The 22,142-nt window shown below is 55.0% G+C and carries 19 protein-coding genes and 6 tRNA genes; 8 read left to right on the forward strand and 17 right to left on the reverse strand.

Going from position 1 to position 22,142, the window contains the following annotated elements:
- Window positions 1-117 precede the first annotated feature (117 nt).
- The 8 genes from proV to leuA all read left to right on the forward strand — a co-directional run bounded on the left by proV (window position 118) and on the right by leuA (window position 10,174).
- On the forward strand, window positions 118-1,320 hold the full coding sequence (proV, locus tag L462_RS09805; protein WP_020883862.1) for a glycine betaine/L-proline ABC transporter ATP-binding protein ProV: 1,203 nt from the start codon (window positions 118-120) through the stop codon (window positions 1,318-1,320).
- Window positions 1,313-2,377, forward strand: coding sequence for a glycine betaine/L-proline ABC transporter permease ProW (proW, locus tag L462_RS09800; RefSeq protein ID WP_032678831.1), 1,065 nt, complete (start codon window positions 1,313-1,315; stop codon window positions 2,375-2,377). Before proV ends, proW begins: the two co-directional genes overlap by 8 nt.
- Window positions 2,378-2,386: 9 nt before the next feature.
- Entirely contained in the window at window positions 2,387-3,385 is a 999-nt protein-coding gene (proX, locus tag L462_RS09795) for a glycine betaine/L-proline ABC transporter substrate-binding protein ProX (RefSeq protein WP_014171321.1), read from the forward strand.
- Window positions 3,386-3,534: 149 nt separating this feature from the next.
- On the forward strand, window positions 3,535-4,719 hold the full coding sequence (locus L462_RS09790) for an MFS transporter (protein ID WP_014171322.1): 1,185 nt from the start codon (window positions 3,535-3,537) through the stop codon (window positions 4,717-4,719).
- Between the two features lie 314 nt (window positions 4,720-5,033).
- The gene (gene emrR, locus L462_RS09785; protein WP_014171323.1) at window positions 5,034-5,564 is read left to right on the forward strand and encodes a multidrug efflux transporter EmrAB transcriptional repressor EmrR; all 531 of its coding nucleotides are present in this window, start codon (window positions 5,034-5,036) and stop codon (window positions 5,562-5,564) included.
- 127 nt (window positions 5,565-5,691) lie between these two features.
- Window positions 5,692-6,864, forward strand: coding sequence for a multidrug efflux MFS transporter periplasmic adaptor subunit EmrA (emrA, locus tag L462_RS09780; protein WP_020883861.1), 1,173 nt, complete (start codon window positions 5,692-5,694; stop codon window positions 6,862-6,864).
- A gap of 16 nt (window positions 6,865-6,880) precedes the next feature.
- A complete protein-coding gene (gene emrB, locus L462_RS09775; RefSeq protein ID WP_020883860.1) occupies window positions 6,881-8,428 on the forward strand; it encodes a multidrug efflux MFS transporter permease subunit EmrB in 1,548 nt (515 codons plus the stop codon).
- Between the two features lie 96 nt (window positions 8,429-8,524).
- Window positions 8,525-10,174 (forward strand): 2-isopropylmalate synthase, encoded by a 1,650-nt coding sequence (leuA, locus tag L462_RS09770; RefSeq protein WP_020883859.1) that lies wholly within the window; start codon window positions 8,525-8,527, stop codon window positions 10,172-10,174.
- Here the strand turns inward: leuA and L462_RS09765 are convergent.
- From L462_RS09765 to L462_RS09685, 17 genes are all read right to left on the reverse strand, one after another.
- A complete protein-coding gene (locus tag L462_RS09765; protein WP_032678832.1) occupies window positions 10,171-10,935 on the reverse strand; it encodes an AraC family transcriptional regulator in 765 nt (254 codons plus the stop codon). The two genes, leuA and L462_RS09765, sit on opposite strands and share 4 nt — an antisense overlap.
- A 54-nt stretch (window positions 10,936-10,989) precedes the next feature.
- Entirely contained in the window at window positions 10,990-11,505 is a 516-nt protein-coding gene (gene luxS, locus L462_RS09760; protein ID WP_008499539.1) for an S-ribosylhomocysteine lyase, read from the reverse strand.
- Window positions 11,506-11,657: 152 nt separating this feature from the next.
- Entirely contained in the window at window positions 11,658-13,202 is a 1,545-nt protein-coding gene (gene gshA, locus L462_RS09755) for a glutamate--cysteine ligase (RefSeq protein ID WP_014171329.1), read from the reverse strand.
- Window positions 13,203-13,285: 83 nt separating this feature from the next.
- Window positions 13,286-13,714, reverse strand: a complete 429-nt coding sequence (locus L462_RS09750) for a YqaA family protein (protein WP_032678833.1) — start codon at window positions 13,712-13,714, stop codon at window positions 13,286-13,288.
- A complete protein-coding gene (yqaB, locus tag L462_RS09745) occupies window positions 13,711-14,277 on the reverse strand; it encodes a fructose-1-phosphate/6-phosphogluconate phosphatase (RefSeq protein ID WP_014171331.1) in 567 nt (188 codons plus the stop codon). Before yqaB ends, L462_RS09750 begins: the two co-directional genes overlap by 4 nt.
- Before the next feature lie 264 nt (window positions 14,278-14,541).
- Window positions 14,542-14,618: transfer RNA gene (locus tag L462_RS09740), tRNA-Arg, on the reverse strand.
- A 64-nt stretch (window positions 14,619-14,682) separates the two neighbouring features.
- Window positions 14,683-14,759 (reverse strand) — tRNA-Arg (locus tag L462_RS09735).
- A gap of 64 nt (window positions 14,760-14,823) precedes the next feature.
- Window positions 14,824-14,900 (reverse strand) — tRNA-Arg (locus L462_RS09730).
- Window positions 14,901-15,061: 161 nt separating this feature from the next.
- A tRNA-Arg gene (locus L462_RS09725) sits at window positions 15,062-15,138 on the reverse strand.
- A 64-nt stretch (window positions 15,139-15,202) separates the two neighbouring features.
- Window positions 15,203-15,279, reverse strand: a tRNA-Arg gene (locus L462_RS09720).
- Between the two features lie 4 nt (window positions 15,280-15,283).
- A tRNA-Ser gene (locus L462_RS09715) sits at window positions 15,284-15,376 on the reverse strand.
- Window positions 15,377-15,719: 343 nt separating this feature from the next.
- Window positions 15,720-15,905, reverse strand: a complete 186-nt coding sequence (gene csrA / locus L462_RS09710; RefSeq protein ID WP_000906486.1) for a carbon storage regulator CsrA — start codon at window positions 15,903-15,905, stop codon at window positions 15,720-15,722.
- 241 nt (window positions 15,906-16,146) lie between these two features.
- Window positions 16,147-18,774 (reverse strand): alanine--tRNA ligase, encoded by a 2,628-nt coding sequence (gene alaS / locus L462_RS09705; RefSeq protein ID WP_025203392.1) that lies wholly within the window; start codon window positions 18,772-18,774, stop codon window positions 16,147-16,149.
- Window positions 18,775-18,905: 131 nt separating this feature from the next.
- On the reverse strand, window positions 18,906-19,406 hold the full coding sequence (gene recX, locus L462_RS09700; RefSeq protein ID WP_014171334.1) for a recombination regulator RecX: 501 nt from the start codon (window positions 19,404-19,406) through the stop codon (window positions 18,906-18,908).
- Window positions 19,407-19,474: 68 nt separating this feature from the next.
- On the reverse strand, window positions 19,475-20,533 hold the full coding sequence (gene recA / locus L462_RS09695) for a recombinase RecA (protein WP_020883855.1): 1,059 nt from the start codon (window positions 20,531-20,533) through the stop codon (window positions 19,475-19,477).
- An 89-nt stretch (window positions 20,534-20,622) separates the two neighbouring features.
- Window positions 20,623-21,120, reverse strand: a complete 498-nt coding sequence (gene pncC, locus L462_RS09690) for a nicotinamide-nucleotide amidase (RefSeq protein ID WP_020883854.1) — start codon at window positions 21,118-21,120, stop codon at window positions 20,623-20,625.
- Between the two features lie 130 nt (window positions 21,121-21,250).
- Window positions 21,251-22,129, reverse strand: coding sequence for a metal ABC transporter substrate-binding protein (locus L462_RS09685; protein WP_032678834.1), 879 nt, complete (start codon window positions 22,127-22,129; stop codon window positions 21,251-21,253).
- Window positions 22,130-22,142 lie beyond the last annotated feature (13 nt).

Here is a 22,142-nt window from a genome sequence, read left to right on the forward strand (position 1 = left end):
CTGTCATAAGCAAACCCAGGGTTGTCTCAGATTCTCAGTATGTTAGGGTAATGCCAGTTAACTATTTACCATGGTAATGATATCGACATAAACAAATAACAGGACACTCTCTATTGCATGGCAATTAAATTAGAAGTGAAAAATCTTTATAAAGTATTTGGCGAGCATCCTCAGCGCGCATTCAAATATATTGAGAAAGGCCTTTCAAAAGAGCAAATTCTGGAAAAAACCGGGCTGTCGCTTGGCGTTAAAGACGCCAGTCTGGCCATTGAAGAAGGCGAGATTTTTGTCATCATGGGGTTATCCGGTTCGGGTAAATCCACTATGGTTCGCCTTCTCAATCGCCTGATTGAACCCACCCGTGGACAGGTGCTGATTGATGGCGTTGATATCGCCAGAATATCAGAGGCTGAACTTCGCGAGGTGCGCAGAAAGAAGATTGCAATGGTGTTCCAGTCATTTGCGCTGATGCCGCATATGACGGTGCTGGATAATGCCGCCTTTGGCATGGAATTAGCGGGCGTTACCGCTAATGAACGTCAGGAAAAAGCGCTGGATGCATTACGTCAGGTGGGCCTCGAGAATTATGCGCATGCCTACCCGGATGAGCTTTCCGGCGGGATGCGCCAGCGTGTCGGATTAGCCCGCGCATTAGCCATTAACCCAGACATTTTATTAATGGATGAAGCCTTCTCGGCACTCGATCCATTAATTCGCACCGAGATGCAGGATGAGCTGGTAAAATTACAGGCTAAACATCAACGTACCATTGTTTTTATTTCCCACGATCTTGATGAAGCCATGCGTATTGGTGACCGTATTGCCATTATGCAAAATGGTGAAGTGGTGCAGGTCGGCACGCCGGATGAAATTCTGAATAATCCGGCCAATGATTATGTGCGCACCTTCTTCCGCGGCGTGGATATTAGTCAGGTCTTTAGTGCGAAAGATATCGCCCGTCGTTCACCGAACGGTCTTATCCGCAAAACACCGGGCTTTGGTCCGCGCTCTGCACTGAAACTGTTGCAGGATGAAGATCGGGAATACGGTTATCTGATCGAACGCGGTAATAAATTTGTAGGCATTGTTTCCATCGACTCCCTGAAAACCGCACTCAGCGAAAATCAGGGCATTGATGCGGCGGTTATCGACTCCCCGCTTGCCGTGGACGCCGAAACGCCGCTCAGCGAGCTGCTCTCTCACGTTGGTCAGGCCCCGTGTGCCGTACCGGTAGTCAGTGAGGAACAACAGTACGTCGGCATCATCTCAAAACGCATGTTGCTGCAGGCTTTAGATCGCGAGGGGACAAACAATGGCTGATCAATCTAACCCGTGGGGAACCACCGAGGCGGCGGACAGCGATGCTCAATCTGCCGATGCGTGGGGGTCTTCCACGCCTGCGCCAACCGATGGCGGCACGGCGGACTGGCTCAACAGTGCACCGGCCCCTGCGCCAGAGCACTTCAATATTATGGATCCGTTTCATAAGACGCTGATCCCGCTGGATAGCTGGGTCACGGAGGGGATCGACTGGGTAGTGACTCACTTCCGTCCGGTCTTCCAGGGGATCCGCGTACCGGTGGATTACATCCTGAACGGTTTCCAGCAGCTGATGCTCGGCATGCCCGCGCCGGTCGCTATTGTGCTCTTCTCCCTGATTGCCTGGCAGTTTGGCAGCGCTGGCATGGGTGTCGCCACGCTGATCTCACTGATTGCCATCGGCGCGATTGGCGCCTGGTCACAGGCAATGATCACCTTAGCGCTGGTGCTCACCGCACTGCTCTTCTGCGTCGCTATCGGCCTGCCGATGGGGATCTGGCTGGCGCGCAGTCCGCGGGCGGCGAAGATTATTCGTCCGCTGCTGGATGCGATGCAGACCACCCCCGCGTTTGTCTACCTGGTGCCGATCGTGATGCTGTTTGGTATCGGCAACGTGCCGGGCGTCGTGGTGACCATTATCTTCGCCCTGCCGCCGGTCATTCGTCTGACGATGCTCGGGATTAACCAGGTACCGGCCGATCTTATCGAGGCGTCGCGTTCATTTGGTGCCAGCCCGCGCCAGATGCTGTTTAAAGTTCAGCTTCCACTGGCGATGCCAACCATCATGGCGGGTGTCAACCAGACGCTGATGCTGGCCCTCTCCATGGTGGTGATTGCCTCAATGATCGCCGTCGGCGGACTGGGTCAGATGGTGCTGCGCGGCATTGGTCGTCTTGATATGGGACTGGCCACCGTGGGCGGCGTCGGCATTGTGATCCTCGCCATTATCCTTGACCGCCTGACGCAGGCTGTCGGTCGTGATTCACGCAGTCGCGGCAACCGTCGCTGGTATAGCACCGGCCCTGTCGGGTTAATCACCCGCCCATTCAGAAAATAAGGAACAACGATGCGACATCGCGTACTTTTTGCCACAGCGTTTGCCACCCTTGTCTCCACCAGCACGTTTGCTGCAGACCTGCCGGGCAAAGGCATTACCGTGCAACCGGTGCAGAGCACCATTTCAGAAGAGACCTTCCAGACGCTGTTAGTCAGCCGCGCGCTGGAAAAACTGGGCTATACGGTCAACACCCCAAGTGAAGTGGATTACAACGTGGGCTACACCTCGATTGCCTCCGGTGACGCCACCTTTACCGCCGTCAACTGGCAGCCGCTGCACGACGATATGTATGCCGCTGCCGGCGGGGATAAGAAATTCTACCGCGAAGGCACCTTCGTGACCGGTGCGGCCCAGGGGTATCTGATCGACAAGAAAACAGCCGACCAGTACCACATCACCAATATCGAGCAGCTGAAAGATCCGAAGATTGCCAAACTGTTCGACACCAACGGTGACGGCAAAGCTGACATGATGGGCTGCTCGCCGGGCTGGGGCTGTGAGGCGGTGATTAATCACCAGAACAAAGCCTTTGACCTGGCGAAAACGGTCGACGTCAGCCACGGTAACTACTCGGCGATGATGGCCGACACCATTGCCCGCTTCAAAGAGGGTAAACCGGTCATCTATTACACCTGGACACCGTACTGGGTGAGCGACGTGCTGAAGCCGGGGAAAGACGTGGTGTGGCTGCAGGTGCCCTTCTCTTCCCTGCCGGGCGAGCAGAAAGATATCGACACCAAACTGCCAAACGGCATGAACTATGGCTTCCCGGTCAACACGATGCATATCGTTGCTAACAAAGCCTGGGCTGAGAAAAACCCGGCGGCAGCGAAGCTGTTCTCGGTGATGAAACTGCCTCTGGCGGACATCAACGCCCAGAACGCAATGATGCACGCGGGGAAATCGTCCGAAGCTGACATCAAAGGCCACGTGGATGGCTGGATCAAAGCCCACCAGCAGCAGTTTGATGGCTGGGTAAAAGAAGCGATGGACGCGCAGAAGTCATAAGAGCCCTTCAGACCTGCCCTCTCCCCACGGGAGAGGGTGAACTCCCCTAAACCGCACAATCCAGCACGTAACAATCCCACCACATTCACAATCATTCGCTATTATGGTTCACGGAAAAATAATCACTTAACTCACGATTCCTGAACCTGATGACTAAAACAACTCAAGGGCTTAGCCCGGCACTCATCCTTTTAATGTCCGTGGCAACGGGTCTGGCAGTCGCCAGTAACTACTACGCGCAGCCACTGCTCGATACCATCGCCCGCGCGTTTAACCTTTCTGCCAGCTCAGCTGGCTTTATTGTCACCGCCGCGCAGCTTGGCTATGCCGCCGGGCTGCTTTTCCTCGTGCCGCTGGGCGATATGTTTGAGCGTCGGATGCTGATTGTCTCCATGACCCTGCTGGCCGCAGGCGGGATGCTGATCACCGCCAGCAGCCACTCGTTAACGATGATGATTATCGGCACCGCGTTAACGGGTCTGTTTTCCGTCGTGGCGCAGATTCTGGTTCCGCTCGCCGCCACTCTCGCCTCACCAGAAAAGCGCGGCAAGGTGGTGGGAACAATCATGAGCGGCCTGCTGCTGGGGATTTTGCTGGCGCGGACCGTCGCCGGGCTGCTGGCGAGTCTTGGTGGCTGGCGTACCGTGTATTGGGTGGCGAGCGTACTGATGGCCGTGATGGCGCTTGCTCTGTGGCGCGGGCTGCCAAAGGTGAAGCAGGAAAATCACCTTAATTATCCGCAGCTTCTCGCCTCCGTTTTCAGCCTCTTCACACACGATAAACTGCTGCGTACGCGTGCGTTGCTGGGCTGTTTGACCTTCGCCAACTTCAGCATCTTATGGACCTCAATGGCGTTTCTGCTGGCCGCACCGCCGTTCAATTATTCCGAAGCGGTGATTGGTCTGTTTGGTCTGGCGGGCGCTGCGGGAGCCCTGGGCGCGCGTCCGGCGGGCGGACTGGCGGATAAAGGCAAATCCCATCTGACGACCTCTGCCGGGCTGGTTCTGCTCCTGCTCTCCTGGGCAGCCATCTGGTATGGCCATACCTCTGTACTGGCGCTGATCGTCGGTATTCTGGTACTCGACCTCACCGTACAGGGCGTGCATATCACTAACCAGACCGTCATCTACCGCGTGAAGCCAGAGGCGCGTAACCGCCTCACGGCCGGATACATGACCAGCTATTTTATTGGCGGCGCAGCGGGTTCGTTAATTTCAGCCTCGGCGTGGCAGCATGCCGGTTGGTCAGGCGTGTGTGGGATAGGGGCAATCGTCGCCGCGCTGAATCTGCTAGTATGGTGGCGTGGGTACCATCGCCAGGACGTAATTAACTAAGTTTTACATTGCTTTGGGCCTCTTAGGGTGTAAAGGGGCCCTGCAGTCTGTTAATGTAAACGTAATCATTTATCCCAGAAATTTTAATGTGGGTGACATATTTTCTACCGGCATGAATAGTTCAGACCCCCGTCCTCACATCCTCTCTTCCGCGGGTTCACTCCCAACGCTCTCTGTGCTCACCGGGTCACGGACTTACCCGGCGCTTTCTGATGGTGACATAAGTTTGGCGGATATAACCGCACAAATAATTCATTTACATTATTTGTCACTATCGTTACTATATCGGCTGTAATTAATGAGGTTATGCCCAAATGGATAGTTCGTTTACGCCCATTGAACAAATGCTTAAATTCCGCGCCAGTCGTCATGAGGACTTCCCGTATCAGGAGATCCTGCTGACCCGCCTGTGCATGCACATGCAGGGTAAGCTACTGGAAAATCGTAATAAAATGCTGAAAGCTCAAGGGATTAACGAGACGTTGTTTATGGCGTTAATTACGCTGGAGTCTCAGGAAAATCACAGCATTCAGCCGTCAGAGCTGAGCTGCGCGCTGGGTTCATCCCGTACTAATGCCACCCGTATTGCCGATGAACTGGAAAAACGCGGCTGGATTGAACGCCGTGAAAGCGATAACGATCGCCGCTGCCTGCATCTGCAGCTGACCGACAAAGGTCACCAATTCCTGCGTGAGGTGCTGCCACCTCAGCATAATTGCCTGCATCAACTGTGGTCTGCCCTCAGCACCACCGAGCGCGACCAGCTTGAGCACATTACTCGCAAGCTGCTGACCCGTCTGGACCAGATGGATGAAGACGGCGCTGTTCTAGAGGCGCTGCGCTAACGCGACAACACGCTCAACAATCCCAGACTCATAAGAAAACCGACAGGCCAGCACGTCACACTGCTGGCCTTTCTGACAACAGCTCGGCTCAGCCGATGTGAAAATAAGAAGATCGTGGAGAACAACAATGAGCGCAAATGCGGAGAGCACTACCCCGCAGCAACCGGTCAATAAAAAGGGCAAACGCAAAAGCGCCCTTATTGTACTGACATTGCTCTTTATTATTATTGCCGTGGCATATGGGATCTATTGGTTTTTAGTATTGCGTCATGCTGAAGAGACAGACGATGCATACGTGGCAGGGAACCAGGTACAAATTATGGCGCAGGTATCGGGCAGCGTGACGAAAGTCTGGGCTGATAACACCGATTTTGTGCAAAAAGGGGATGTATTGGTCACGCTCGATCCGACCGACGCCCAACAGGCTTTTGAAAAAGCCCAGACCGCGCTGGCCTCCAGCGTCCGTCAGACCCGCCAGCTGATGATCAACAGCAAGCAGCTGCAGGCCAACATCGACGTGCAGAAAACCGCACTGGCGCAGGCGCAGAGCGACCTGAACCGTCGCGTTCCCCTCGGCACTGCCAACCTGATTGGCCGTGAAGAGCTGCAGCACGCGCGTGATGCCGTTGCCAGCGCACAGGCGCAGCTGGACGTGGCGATTCAACAGTACAATGCCAACCAGGCGATGGTGCTGGGCACCAGCCTGGAAAACCAGCCTGCCGTGCAACAGGCTGCCACCGACGTGCGCAACGCGTGGCTTGCCCTGCAGCGTACTAAAATTGTCAGCCCGATGACCGGCTACGTCTCTCGTCGTTCCGTCCAGCCTGGCGCCCAAATTAGCCCAACCACGCCGCTGATGGCGGTCGTTCCGGCAGACAACCTGTGGGTTGATGCGAACTTTAAAGAGACGCAGCTTGCCCATATGCGTATCGGCCAGACCGCGACGGTGATCAGCGATATTTACGGTGATGACGTGAAGTACACCGGGAAAGTGGTCGGCCTGGATATGGGGACCGGCAGTGCCTTCTCCCTGTTGCCAGCGCAAAACGCCACCGGGAACTGGATCAAAGTGGTTCAGCGCTTGCCTGTACGTATCGAACTGGATGCAAAACAGCTGGCGGACCATCCGCTGCGTATTGGCCTCTCTACGCTGGTAACGGTTGATACCGCCAACCGCGATGGTCAGATCCTGGCAAGTCAGGTGCGCAGCACCCCGGCTTATGAAAGTAACGCCCGTGAAATTAGCCTCGATCCGGTCAATAAACTGATCGATGACATCGTGAAGGCAAACGCCGGTTAATCCGAAGGTGAGCGTTATGCAACAGCAAAAGCCGCAAAAACCGCTGGAGGGGGCGCAACTGGTTATCATGACCATTGCGCTGTCGCTGGCGACATTCATGCAGGTGCTGGACTCTACCATCGCAAACGTGGCGATCCCAACCATCGCCGGTAACCTTGGCTCGTCACTGAGCCAGGGGACCTGGGTCATTACCTCGTTTGGGGTGGCAAACGCCATCTCCATCCCTATCACCGGCTGGCTGGCGAAGCGCGTCGGTGAAGTAAAGCTGTTCCTGTGGTCAACGGTATTGTTCGTGCTCGCCTCCTGGGCGTGCGGCATGTCCAACAGCCTGACGATGCTGATCATCTTCCGCGTCATTCAGGGGATTGTGGCCGGGCCGCTGATTCCGCTGTCGCAGAGTTTGCTGCTGAACAACTATCCGCCCGCTAAGCGCTCTATCGCGCTGGCGCTGTGGTCAATGACGGTGATTGTCGCACCGATTTGCGGGCCTATCCTCGGCGGCTATATCAGCGACAACTACCACTGGGGCTGGATCTTCTTCATCAACGTGCCAATTGGTGCGCTGGTGGTGATGCTGACCCTGCAAACGCTGCGCGGTCGCGAAACCCGAACAGAGCAGCGGCGAATTGACGCCATTGGTCTGGCGCTGCTGGTGGTCGGGATCGGTAGCCTGCAGGTGATGCTCGATCAGGGTAAAGAGCTGGACTGGTTTAACTCGACAGAGATTATCATCCTGACCGTTGTGGCGGTGATATCGCTGAGCTTCCTGATCGTCTGGGAGCTGACGGACGATAACCCAATCGTCGATCTCTCGCTGTTTAAGTCGCGAAACTTCACCATCGGCTGCCTGTGTATCAGCCTGGCCTACATGCTCTACTTCGGCGCAATCGTTCTGCTGCCGCAGCTGTTGCAGGAGGTATATGGCTACACCGCAACCTGGGCAGGTTTGGCTTCTGCGCCAGTGGGGTTAATTCCGGTCCTGCTGTCGCCGATTATCGGCCGCTTCGCTCACAAGCTCGACATGCGCAGGCTGGTGACCTTCAGCTTTATTATGTACGCGGTGTGCTTCTACTGGCGCGCGTATACGTTCGAGCCGGGCATGGACTTTGGCGCGTCCGCGTGGCCGCAGTTCATTCAGGGCTTCGCCGTGGCGTGCTTCTTTATGCCGCTGACGACCATTACGCTTTCCGGCTTGCCGCCTGAGCGCATGGCGGCGGCATCAAGCCTGTCGAACTTTACGCGTACGCTGGCAGGCTCCATCGGGACGTCGATCACCACGACCCTTTGGACCAACCGCGAGTCGATGCACCATGCGCAATTGACCGAAGCGGTGAACCCGTTCAACCCTAACTCGCAGCAGATGTACAGTCAGCTTCAGGGAATGGGAATGACGGAGCAGCAGGCGTCCGGCTGGATCGCCCAGCAGATCACCAACCAGGGCCTGATTATCTCGGCAAACGAGATATTCTGGATATCGGCGGGGATCTTTATCATCCTGCTGGGACTGGTATGGTTTGCCCGACCACCGTTTGGCGCCGGAGGCGGTGGCGGCGGTGCGCACTAACGTGCGGTGTCCAGATCGCGACAGCGATTGTCAGTAACGATAAAGCAGCGCTCCTGAAATCGATTCACGATAGTGAAAAGACAACAGGAGCGCACCATGCTGAAAACACCTTCCGACAAATACCAACCTCAACCTGCTATTTCCCTGCCCGATCGCCGCTGGCCTGAGCAACGCCTCACGCAGGCGCCGCGCTGGCTTTCCACCGATTTACGCGACGGTAATCAGGCCCTTGCCGAGCCGATGGACAGCAACCGCAAACTGCAGTTCTGGGCGTTGTTACTGCGTTGCGGATTCAAAGAAATCGAAGTCGCTTTCCCCTCTGCCTCACAGACGGACTTCAATTTTGTGCGTCAGTTGATCGACGAAAACCGCATTCCGGATGACGTCACCATTCAGGTATTAACCCAGGCGCGAGAAGACCTTATCCTTCGTACCTTTGCGTCGCTGCGCGGGGCGAAGCAGGCCACCGTACACCTGTATAACGCCACCGCCCCGCTGTTCCGCCGCCTGGTGTTCGGCATGGAGAAAGCGCAAATCGTTGAGCTGGCGACCCGTTCCACGCGTCTTATCCGCACGCTGTGCGAAGAGAATCCCGCCACCCGCTGGCAATACGAATACTCTCCGGAAACTTTCTGCTTTACCGAGCCGGACTTTGCGCTGGAGATTTGCGAAGCCGTGGCAGACATCTGGCAGCCGTGCGCCGAACGCCCGATGGTGATCAACTTACCGGCCACCGTTGAGGTCAGTACACCGAATGTGTATGCCGATCAGATTGAGTATTTCTGCCGTCATTTCAGCCGCCGCAGCGATGTCTGCATCAGCGTCCATCCGCATAACGACCGCGGCACCGGTGTCGCCAGCGCGGAGCTGGCCCTGATGGCCGGTGCAGACCGTGTCGAAGGGTGTCTGTTTGGTAACGGGGAACGAACCGGTAACGTCTGCCTGGTCACGCTGGCGATGAACCTCTACAGCCAGGGGATTAGCCCGAATCTGGACTTTAGCGACATGAATCACGTGGTGGAGGTGGTAGAAACCTGCAACCAGCTGCCGGTGCATCCACGCCATCCGTGGGCAGGACGGCTGGCGTATACCGCATTTTCTGGTTCACACCAGGATGCCATCAAGAAAGGCTTTGATGCCCGCAAGCCTGACGAACGCTGGGAGATGCCCTATCTGCCGGTTGACCCACAGGATATTGGTTGCACCTACGAAGCGGTGATCCGGGTTAACAGCCAGTCAGGAAAAAGCGGCAGCGCGTGGCTTATTGAACAAAACCATGGTCTGAAATTACCCCGCGCCCTGCAGCAGGACTTTAGCCAGCACGTACAGCAGGAAACCGACCAGCACGGTAAAGAGATGACGCAGCATGCGCTGTGGCAACTGTTCCGCACCCGTTATGGGCTGGTAGAGACGCCGGGCTTTGCCCTGCACGCTTACCGTAGCGACAGCCAGCAGGACGGGCAGTTACATCTGACGGCAAGCGTCACGACGCAGGGCGGGATGCGCCAGCTGGAGGGGCAAGGCAACGGGCTGTTATCCGCGGCGGCCAATGGTATAAGCCGCTGGGTCACGACCCCGTTTGTGATTAAGGACTATCACGAACATACGCTTGGGGAGCGCAGCGACAGCCGCTCGGTGGCGTATATCCGCTGTCTGTTTCAGGATGGTAGCAGCCGCTGGGGCGTCGGCATTGACAGCGACGTGGCCCGCGCGTCTCTTCAGGCCCTGTTCAATGCTGTCAGCTAGCTGTCTTTGAAATAATCGCTGGGTGATATCCCCATCACCCGGCGAAACATCGCCGTAAAGGCACTGTGGCTGCCGTAGCCCAGATCCAGCGCCACACGTAGCACTGGCTGACCTTGTCCCAGGCGCAGCAGCGCTTCCAGCAGGCGCGCCCTTCTTAGCCACTCACCGTAGCTTAACCCCGTCTGCTGCTTGAAATGGCGGTTCATCGTACGTTCACTCATACCAAGCGTGTTTGCGGCCTGCATGCTGCCCCAGCTTTCCCCTGGCAACCGCCGGATCTGCTGGCAAAGGGTACGCAACGGCTCGCTTTCCGGCTCAGGCAGGTGAAACGGCAGCACCCGCATCGTGCGGATTTCATCCAGAATGAGCTCATATACGCGCTCATCACGACTGCCTGGCGAGTAGGACGCCTCAAGCGTCAGCGAGGTGAGGATAAGTTCGCGTAACAGACCGGAGATCTGGACTATCTGACAGGTTGCCGGAAGATCGGCTCGCGCCAGGGGATCGATAAACAGCGTGCGCGCCGCAACGTTACCGGTAATACGCAAAGAGTGCGGAGTGCCCGCGGGCAGCCAGACGCCGCGTCCGGGCGGCACCACCCAACAACCTGATGCGGTATCGACTCTCACCACCCCACTCAGGGTGTGCAGCAATTGCGCGCAGTCGTGCTGATGCCACGGCTCGCTGTCGCCATGAAGGTAATCATGGGCATAAGGAACAAGTGGGCGATGGGTAAAGGAGAAGGTTGAGGTTGTGGTCATGAGGTTAAACACCCCTCACCCTACCCTCTCCCTGAGGGAGAGGGAAAAGGTGCACTAGATGTGCAGTTCCTGCAGTTTTTCTTTTGGCAGCGCCAGCTCTTCGTTGCTGTTTACGCGAACGTCACGCTCGATGATATGACGCGCGATCTCCTGGGCTTCTTCCAGAGAGTGCATCTGGTAAGTTCCGCACTGATATACGTTCAGCTCAGGGATCTGGTTCTGCTCTTTCACCTTCAGCACATCTTCCATTGCCGCTTTCCAGGCATCCGCGACGCGTTTCTCTTCAGGCTGACCAATCAGGCTCATGTAGAAGCCGGTACGGCAACCCATCGGAGAGATATCGATGATCTCAACGCCATTACCGTTCAGGTGGTCGCGCATAAACCCGGCAAACAGGTGCTCCAGGGTGTGAATGCCTTTCTCTGGCATCACTTCTTTGTTAGGCACGCAGAAACGCAGATCGAATACGGTGATCGTGTCGCCGTGCGGGGTGTGCATGGTCTTCGCCACACGTACTGCAGGTGCTTCCATACGGGTATGGTCGACAGTAAAGCTATCTAATAACGGCATACGTCACCTCCGATAGTGATTTTTTTTAAAATAAACTGAACTCTTCTACAAAATGCACGTCTGAGTATATGAAAGACGCGCATTTGTTATCATCATCCCTGAATTCAGAGATGTATATTTTGGCCACAGCGATGTGGCCTTTTTCTTTTCTGTTAAGCCTGTTTCGCCAGAAACGCCTCAAACGACTCCGTATCCGCCGCTTCAACCTCTTTCTGACGCACGACAGAGGCGTCTCGTTCTGCCACAAAATCGGCTTCACTCAGAATCTCTAACGGCTCCTGCTTCAGCATCTCGCGGTATTCCGCAGAGAGCGAACGCCCGGTGCCGCCAATACCCTGATCAATCATAGAACGCAGAATACGCGCTGAGAACGTCAGTTCCGGGTTATCAAACGATTCAACCAGCTGGTCGCACACGTTCTGATAGGCTTCCCCACCGTCAATGCTGTCCATGGTCCGGGCAACACGCTTCAGGTCGCGGAACAGATCCTTACCCACTTTCGTCAGCGGGAACTGCGCTGTTTCGCAGCCAATACCCAGCGTCAGACCCGGCTTGCGCCCTTCCAGAATCACGCGGTTCCAGTTGGTACGGGTACAGAGCAGTTCCTCTGAACTCATTTCCGGCGCATCCGCCAGTACGCACCAGACCATAAACAGATCCAGGAAGCGAACCTGCTGCTCATCAACGCCGATGGGTGAGAACGGGTTGATATCCAGCGAGCGCACTTCTATGTATTCAATCCCGCCGCGCTGCAGTGCATCCGACGGGGTTTCACCGCTGCGCGTAACGCGCTTCGGACGAATAGGCGCGTACAGTTCATTTTCAATCTGCAGCACATTGCTGTTGATCTGCAGGCGCTTACCGTCTTTTTCGAGGCCGATTTTCTCGTACTCTTCCGACGGCGTTTTGATCGCCCGCTTCAATCCTGCCACATATTCGTGCAATTCGTTAAACGTAATACCGAGATTGCTTTGCGACTTATTGGTATAACCCAGATCGCTAAGACGCAGGGAGGTGGCGTACGGGAGATAGTACATTCCACACTCTGTCTTCTCGAACGGCAGCGTGGTCGGTTTCCCCTGCAGGAATGACGAGCATATCGCAGGCGATGCCCCAAACAGATACGGAATGACCCAGCCAAAACGATAGTAGTTGCGGATCAGGCGGAAATAACCCGCGGAGATCGCGTCTTTATCCGTTTCGCCGCACTTCGCCTGCCAGAACGCCATGGGTAAAGAGAAATTGTAATGCACGCCAGAGATGGTCTGCATCAACGCACCGTAGCGGTTTTTCAGCCCCTCACGATAGAGCGTTTTCAGCTGACCGATATTTGACGTGCCGTATTGCGCCAGTTCAATCTCCTGGCCTTGTTCGATATAGCACGGCATGCTGAGCGGCCACATACGCTCATCACCCAGATTGCGGGCAGTGTAGCGATGGATGTCGCGCAGAATCGTTAGCATATGATCAATATCACCATCCACTGGCGTGATGAATTCCAGCAGCGCTTCAGCGAAATCGGTTGTGATCCATTTATGTGTCAGCGCCGAGCCTAACGCCTTCGGGTGACCCGTTGTCGCTAAGCTACCGTCCGCGTTAACGCGCAGCGTTTCACGCTCAAGACCACGCTGAATACCCTTCAGTGCCTGAGGGTGATTTTCCAGCCAGGCCAGCGCCTGAGATACGTCCGGGATCAAATTGACCTCCCGCCTGTCAAAGTATTGTTACTCAGCATAATTGTAATGGTTGACGATTGAAGGTCGCGTATTCATTCCACCAATTAGTGCCACCACGTCATACCCTGTAGTGTTGCCCATGCCACGAGAACATAGCGCAACGCCTTGCCAAGGCACAAAAAAAAGAGCACTGGCCCCCAGGAGATGCGCATCCATCCCGCCAGCAGGCACAGTAAATCACCTATTACAGGCATCCAGCTTAATAACAGCGTGGCAGCGCCATAGCGTTTTAGCCAGCCGACTGCCTTTTCCTGCCAGCGCGATTTTTCACGCAGCGGAAAGAAACGCCCAAGAATAACGTTAGTCAGCCCTCCAAAGCTATTACCCATTGTTGCTATTAACACGAGCAACCAGGGCTGACTCACGCCAGACAACAGCATCGCCACCAGCACCACTTCCGAATTTCCCGGCAAGAGCGTGGCGCTTAAAAAACTGCTGGCGAATAATGATAAAAGTGACAGCGCGTCACTCACAGTAAGCGGACGTCCACAACATCCATCCCGGCATCCCGCGCGGCCTGAATACCAAAATCAGCATCTTCGAACACAACACATTTCACCGCAGGCACACCCATCAGTTCTGCACAACGCAGGAAGGTGTCCGGTGCGGGCTTGTGATTTTGAACATGATCGGCGGCAACCACCGCAGAGAAATAATGGCGCAGGCCAAGATGGGTGAGCAGCGCTTCCGCAATAGCGCTTTCACTGCCCGTGCCAACGGACATAGGACGACGCCCGTGCCATGCTTTTACGACGTCAATTAACGGTAACGGACGCACGGTATCTAAAAGCATCGCTTTTACCGCATCGGTTTTTTCACGGGCCAGAAGGTGCGGGTCGAGATCGGCATGATTACGTTCAATCACGGCCTGCGCTATACGCCAGGTTGGGGCTCCGTTGAGGGCGATCATCGCCTGAAGATCGAAACGCATACCGTAACGAGCAAGGACATCAGTCCAGGCTTGACGATGCGTGGGTTCGGTATCCAGGAGAGTGCCATCCATATCGAAGATCAAACCGTCATACTGTGCGTACATCGTGCTCTCGCTAAACGATTAACAAAGCATTACTTTATCGTAAACGGTGGTTTTTGTCGCTCAAAGAGAAATGATTGCTGACGGAACGTCGAAGGAATAACCAGGGAGAAAGAGAGTGGTACAGAAAAGAAGATGGTGCATCCGGGAGGATTACTCGGCTGCGCCTCGCCCTTCGGGCCGTTGCAAAGCAACGTTATCTTCCCTGGTGCTTGCGGCTAACCCGCAGACCTTGAAACAACAGCCTTGCTATTATCTCGGAGAAGATGGTGCATCCGGGAGGATTCGAACCTCCGACCGCTCGGTTCGTAGCCGAGTACTCTATCCAGCTGAGCTACGGATGCATCGGGATTTACTATTGTACTACTCGATATTCATATCACTTCGAAAGCAATATGAAGTAATAGATGGTGCATCCGGGAGGATTCGAACCTCCGACCGCTCGGTTCGTAGCCGAGTACTCTATCCAGCTGAGCTACGGATGCATCGGGATTTACTATTGTACTACTCGATATTCATATCACTTCGAAAGCAATATGAAGTAATAGATGGTGCATCCGGGAGGATTCGAACCTCCGACCGCTCGGTTCGTAGCCGAGTACTCTATCCAGCTGAGCTACGGATGCATCAGGGTACTGCTTTCAGAAATAGTAAATGGTGCATCCGGGAGGATTACTCGGCTGCGCCTCGCCCTTCGGGCCGTTGCTAAAGCAACGTTATCCTCCCTGGTGCTTGCGGCTAACCCGCAGACCTTGAAACAACAGCTTTGCTGTTATCTCGGAGAAGATGGTGCATCCGGGAGGATTCGAACCTCCGACCGCTCGGTTCGTAGCCGAGTACTCTATCCAGCTGAGCTACGGATGCATCGGGATTTACTATTGTACTACTCGATATTCATATCACTTCGAAAGCAATATGAAGTAATAGATGGTGCATCCGGGAGGATTCGAACCTCCGACCGCTCGGTTCGTAGCCGAGTACTCTATCCAGCTGAGCTACGGATGCAAAATGGCGGTGAGGCGGGGATTCGAACCCCGGATGCAGCTTTTGACCGCATACTCCCTTAGCAGGGGAGCGCCTTCAGCCTCTCGGCCACCTCACCACACAACGCCTCTTTCGAGTGCTTCGAGTAACTCGTTAAGAGCTTCTCGTCGCTGCGTGGCGCATATATTACTTTCTGGGACTTATAAGTCAAACAATTTTCCAAAAGCTTTTATCGTTTGCACAAATCACACGCAATTCGCATGCAAAAGCTGCAAAGAGGGTGTTTTATAAGCGGATTTTGCAGGCATCTTCTCAGAAAACTGATGACAGAATAGTGATGTTGAGGCGAGTTAAGGGTAAGAGAGTGGTTAAAAACAGAGCGATTGAAATTAAACGGTAACTTTAAGCAGGAAAAATGGCGGGAGAGGTTGCGTCTCGCCCGACAGCGAGACGCGACAATATCAGTAACTGGACTGCTGGGATTTTTCAGCCTGGATACGCTGGTAGATCTCTTCACGGTGGACAGATACTTCTTTAGGAGCGTTTACACCAATACGTACCTGGTTACCCTTTACCCCTAAAACTGTCACGGTGACCTCATCCCCAATCATGAGGGTCTCACCAACTCGACGAGTCAGAATCAGCATTCTTTGCTCCTTGAAAGATTAAAAGAGTCGGGTCTCTTGTATCCCGGCATTATCCATCATATAACGCCAAAAAGTAAGCGATGACAAACACGTAAAGTGTAAGCAGTCACGGCATCACATTCTGTTAAACGTAAGTTTAGCCGATATACACAAACTCAACCTGACTTTATCGTTATCGATAGCGCAGTGAACAAGACGCCATAACGTTACCGCTATGGCGTCTGCTTGTGCTTTGTAGTTATTACAGTTTCGCGCTCACCCAGCTTTCAACACTGGCCAATGCCGCAGGAAGTGCCGCCGCATCCGTACCACCGGCTTGCGCCATGTCCGGACGACCGCCACCCTTACCACCCACCTGCTGGGCGACCATACCAATCAGTTCCCCTGCTTTTACGCGGTCGGTCACATCCTTAGAGACGCCCGCAATCAGAGAAACCTTACCTTCTGCCACTGTCGCCAGCACGATAACTGTGGAACCGAGCTGGTTCTTCAGATCGTCGACCATAGTACGCAGCATCTTAGGCTCAACGCCTGCCAGATCGCTGACCAGCAGTTTGACACCCTTAATGTCTACAGCTTTGCTGGAGAGGTTTGCACTCTCCTGCGCCGCAGCCTGCTCTTTCAGCTGCTGCAGCTCTTTTTCCAGCTGACGCGTACGATCCAGCGCAACGCGCACTTTCTCGCCCAGGTTCTGGCTATCACCTTTCAACAACTGCGCGATGTCGTGCAGCTGATCGCTCTGCGCATGCAGGCTGGCAATCGCGCCTTCACCGGTTACCGCTTCAATACGACGCACGCCCGCCGCCGTTCCTGATTCGGAAACAATGCGGAACAGACCAATGTCGCCGGTACGGGAGGCATGCGTCCCGCCGCAGAGCTCAGTCGAGAAGTCGCCCATGCTCAGCACGCGAACGCGGTCGTCGTATTTCTCGCCGAACAGTGCCATCGCGCCTTTCTTCTTCGCCGCCTCGAGATCCATGATATGGGTTTCGATAGGCAGGTTACGACGGATCTGCGCATTCACCAGATCTTCCACCGCGCGGATTTCTGACGGCTTCATCGCTTCAAAATGAGAGAAGTCGAAGCGCAGCACTTTATCGTTAACCAGAGAACCTTTCTGTGCAACGTGCGTTCCCAGAACTTCACGCAGGGCAGCGTGCATCAGGTGCGTAGCTGAGTGGTTCAGACGAATGCGCGCACGACGAGCTTCATCAACGTTCGCCTGGACACCCTCGCCCACTTTCAGAGAACCGGCAGTCAGTTTGCCCTGATGGCCAATCGCCTGACCGTATTTCTGGGTGTCGCTTACGCTGAAGCTGAAACCGTTGCCTTTCAGTTCGCCTTTATCGCCAACCTGGCCGCCGGATTCCGCGTAGAACGGCGTTTTGTCCAGAATGACAACCGCATCCTGACCCGCGTTGATGCTGTCTACGGCTTTACCGTCAACAAACAGGGCGGTCACTTTGCCAGTCAGTTCCAGATTTTCGTAGCCTTTGAATTCTGATGCGCCATCAACGCGGATCATCGCGTTGTAGTCAGCACCAAAACCGCTGGACTCGCGCGCACGGCGGCGCTGCTCTTCCATTGCGGCTTCAAAGCCTGCTTCGTCCACTTTGATGTTGCGCTCACGGCAAACGTCCGCCGTCAGGTCAACCGGGAAACCGTAGGTGTCGTACAGGCGGAAAGCGGTTTCGCCGTCCAGCGTATCGCCCTGAAGTTTCGCCAGCTCTTCATCCAGCAGCGCCAGTCCGCGCTCCAGAGTACGAGCAAACTGCTCTTCTTCCGTTTTCAGAACCTGCTCAACCTGCGCCTGCTGACGTTTCAGCTCATCACCGGCTGCGCCCATCACGCCAATCAGTGGCCCAACGAGTTTATAGAAGAAGGTGTCCTTCGCGCCCAGCATGTTGCCGTGACGGATAGCACGACGAATGATACGACGCAGCACATAGCCACGGTTTTCATTCGACGGGATCACGCCGTCGGCAATCAGGAACGCGCAGGAACGGATATGGTCTGCAATAACGCGCAGCGATTTGTTGTTCAGATCGGTTGCCCCCGTCACTTGCGCAACGGCTTTAATCAGGGTGCTGAACAGGTCAATTTCGTAGTTGGAGTTAACGTGCTGCAGAACAGCCGCGATACGCTCCAGACCCATACCGGTATCAACGGACGGTTTCGGCAGCGGCTCCATCGTACCGTCAGCCTGACGGTTGAACTGCATGAAGACGATGTTCCAGATCTCAATGTAACGATCGCCGTCTTCTTCCGGGCTGCCTGGAGGACCACCCCAGATGTGGTCGCCGTGATCGTAGAAGATCTCGGTGCACGGACCGCAAGGACCGGTATCGCCCATCTGCCAGAAGTTGTCAGACGCATAAGGTGCGCCTTTGTTATCACCGATGCGAATAATACGCTCGCGCGGGATACCAACCTCTTTTTCCCAGATTTCGTAGGCTTCGTCATCGGTTTCATAGACGGTAACCCACAGACGATCTTTCGGCAGGTTGAACCAGTTTTCACCGGTCAGCAGTTCCCACGCATATTGAATGGCATCGTGTTTGAAATAGTCGCCGAAGCTGAAGTTACCCAGCATTTCGAAGAACGTGTGGTGACGCGCGGTGTAACCGACGTTTTCCAGGTCGTTGTGTTTACCGCCCGCACGCACGCAACGCTGTGAGGTTGTGGCGCGGGAATAATTACGTTTGTCGAGACCAAGGAACACATCCTTGAACTGGTTCATCCCGGCGTTGGTAAACAGCAGAGTCGGATCGTTGTTCGGTACCAGGGAGCTGCTGGCAACTACCTGATGTCCCTTACTATGGAAAAAATCGAGAAACGCCTGACGGATCTCAGCGGTGCTCTTGCTCATAATTATCCTGAAATCAAGCTAACGAAATGTCGTAGCAAGCCTGTATCGGTAAAACGTTGGACAGACCAGCTACTGGAAAAAGTGGGAATAAGATAAGTTTTCTTTAGTGGGAAGTAAAATCCCGCATGCGTTCAATCCGCAAAATTACGCCAGATATCCTGAATATCTTCCATCAGAAAGCCGCGGTAGAGCAAAAAGCGCTGGATTTTAACTTTTTCTGAAAATTCACGTGGCAAGGGTTCGCCGTACTTGCGAATGGCCTGTTCTTTTGCCAGCGCGCACCAGTCTGTGTCGCATTCGCGCATGGCCTTTTCAATGGTTTCACGGGCGACCCCTTTCTGGTTCAGCTCCTGGCGGATACGCGCGGGGCCATATCCTTTGCGGCCACGGCTGGCAAGAAACCGGGAAGCGAAACGCTCGTCATCCAGATAGCGGTGCTCATAGCACCAGGCAATGACGCGGTCGTAATCTTCCGCGGTCGCATCAATCTCTTCCGGCCCGTTTTTACTCATGACGGGGGCCGACAGTTTTCGCCGCAACTCCTGTTCGCTGTGGTCACGGACGGCAAGAATGCGCACCGCACGGTCCAGTAAGCGTGCATAGGCAGGGCGGCGTGAAGTCGATTCACTCATAAAAAACCTGCTGATTCAGAAATGCAAAAAGGGCCGCATTAGCAGCCCTTCATCTTTAAACGAGAGAATTAGAAATCTTCGTTGGTTTCTTCAGCACCCGCGTTATCCACCACGAAATCAGGCGTACCGTCCTGGTTGTTCAGCAGAAGCTCACGCACTTTCTTCTCAATTTCTTTCGCCGCAGCCGGGTTCTCTTTCAGCCAGGAGATTGCATTTGCTTTACCCTGACCAATCTTGTCGCCGTTGTAGCTGTACCATGCGCCCGCTTTTTCAATCAGCTTCTCTTTCACGCCCAGGTCAACCAGTTCGCCGTAGAAGTTGATACCTTCACCGTAGAGGATCTGGAATTCAGCTTGTTTGAACGGCGCTGCGATTTTGTTCTTCACAACCTTCACGCGGGTTTCGCTACCCACTACGTTTTCACCCTCTTTCACCGCGCCGATACGGCGGATATCCAGACGGACAGAAGCGTAGAATTTCAGCGCGTTACCACCGGTAGTGGTTTCCGGGTTACCGAACATCACACCAATTTTCATACGGATCTGGTTGATGAAGATCAGCAGCGTGTTGGACTGCTTCAAGTTACCGGCCAGCTTACGCATTGCCTGGCTCATCATACGTGCCGCGAGGCCCATGTGAGAGTCACCAATTTCGCCTTCGATTTCAGCTTTTGGCGTCAGAGCGGCAACGGAGTCGACCACGATAACGTCAACCGCACCGGAACGGGCCAGCGCGTCACAAATTTCCAGCGCCTGCTCACCGGTGTCCGGCTGAGAACACAGCAGGTTGTCAATATCAACGCCCAGCTTACGAGCATAAACAGGGTCCAGCGCGTGCTCGGCATCGATAAACGCACAGGTTTTACCTTCACGCTGTGCCGCAGCGATAACCTGCAGCGTCAGGGTTGTTTTACCTGAGGACTCGGGCCCGTAGATTTCTACGATACGGCCCATTGGCAGGCCGCCAGCGCCCAGCGCGATATCCAGAGAAAGCGAACCGGTGGAGATAGTTTCCACATCCATGGAACGGTCTTCACCCAGGCGCATGATGGAGCCTTTACCGAATTGCTTTTCGATCTGGCCCAGTGCTGCCGCCAACGCTTTCTGTTTGTTTTCGTCGATAGCCATTATTACTCCTGTCATGCCGGGAGAAGCGACTGTGCTTCACCGTGGATTTCTGTTCTGTTGGTGCAATTATACTGTATGGTCATACAGTATCAAGTATTTTGTAGAAATTGTTGCCAGAGCGTTTTTAATGCATAAACGGTTGCCTGACGACGCACGCTTTCGCGATCGCCGCTAAAGCACTCCCGGCGGGTGATCCCTTCACCTCTGGCGGTAGCAAAACCAAACCAGACGGTGCCGACAGGCTTCACGTCACTGCCCCCGTCCGGGCCCGCGATGCCGCTAATCGATATTGCATAATCCGCGCGCGCCTCTTTGAGCGCACCAATAGCCATCTCAATCACCACCGGCTCGCTGACCGCGCCATGCTGTTCGAGCGTAGATTCCCGCACGCCGATCATTTGCGCTTTAGCTTCATTACTGTAGGTCACAAAACCACGTTCAAACCAGGCGGAACTGCCGGCAATATCGGTAATCGCTTTCGCCACCCAGCCGCCGGTGCAGGACTCCGCGGTGGTGAGTGTCGCCCCGCGTTGCTTAAGCGCCAGCCCTACCACTTCGCTAAGCTGCATCAATTCATGGTCAGTCATTCTCGCTCCAGGCCTTAGAAAAACATGCAGCACAAGATAGCACTTTCTCGTCAGATATGGGGATGCGCTGCAGGATTTACGAGGGGGCTTCAGAAAAAAGCCGATGCGAGCGCACCGGCGGTGGCGAGGATTATTTCATGCTGTCAGCGAGGGTATCCACATTGTGGCGGAACGCCTTAACGTAGGTCTCTGCCACGCCCCCTTTTGCCGAGAGCGCTTCCGGGTAAAGCTCGCCTCCCGGCTGCGCGCCGGTGGCTGTAGCAATCTGTTTAACCAGCCGCGGGTCGAGCTGGTTTTCCATAAACCAGGTTTTCACGCCGTCCGCTTTAATCTGATTAATGATCTCAGCGACCTGTGCCGCGCTGGCCTCGCTCTCTGATGACAACCCCTGGGGCGCCATAAACGTCACCCCGTAGGCGCGGCTGAAATAGCCGAACGCGTCATGGCTGGTCAGCACTTTACGTTTCACCAGCGGGATCTGGCTAAAACGCGTTTTGGCCCAGCTATCCAGCTGCTTAAGCTGCGCGATGTACGGTTTTCCGGTCGCTTCCAGCGCGGTTTTATCTTCTGGGTCGACTTTCACCAGCCCGTTGAGAATATTTTGCGCGTACAGCGCCCCGTTCGCCGCGCTGTTCCAGGCGTGCGGATCAGTGACGGTTTTGCCCTCTTCTTCGAGGGTATGCGTCTGCACACCACGCGACGCCACCACCAGCTGGCCTTTGAATCCGGAGGCTTTCACCAGGCGATCCAGCCACCCTTCCAGCCCCAGACCATTGACCACCACAACATCTGCCTTGCTTAGCGCCGCGCTATCTTTTGGCGAGGGCTCGAAGGTATGCGGATCGCCGTCCGGCCCCACCAGCGTCGTGACGTTCACATGGTCACCGCCCACCTCCCGGGTCATATCTCCCAGTATGGAAAAGCTGGTCACCACATTGAGCGTTTTCGCCATCACCGTTTGCGACATCATCCCCAGCGCGAGCGCTACTACGAATCCCGTACGTTTCATCGTTTCCCCTTGC

Origin of the sequence: Enterobacter sp. BIDMC 26 (genome assembly GCF_000534435.1) — a bacterium.
In the GTDB taxonomy this organism is placed as follows: domain Bacteria; phylum Pseudomonadota; class Gammaproteobacteria; order Enterobacterales; family Enterobacteriaceae; genus Enterobacter; species Enterobacter ludwigii.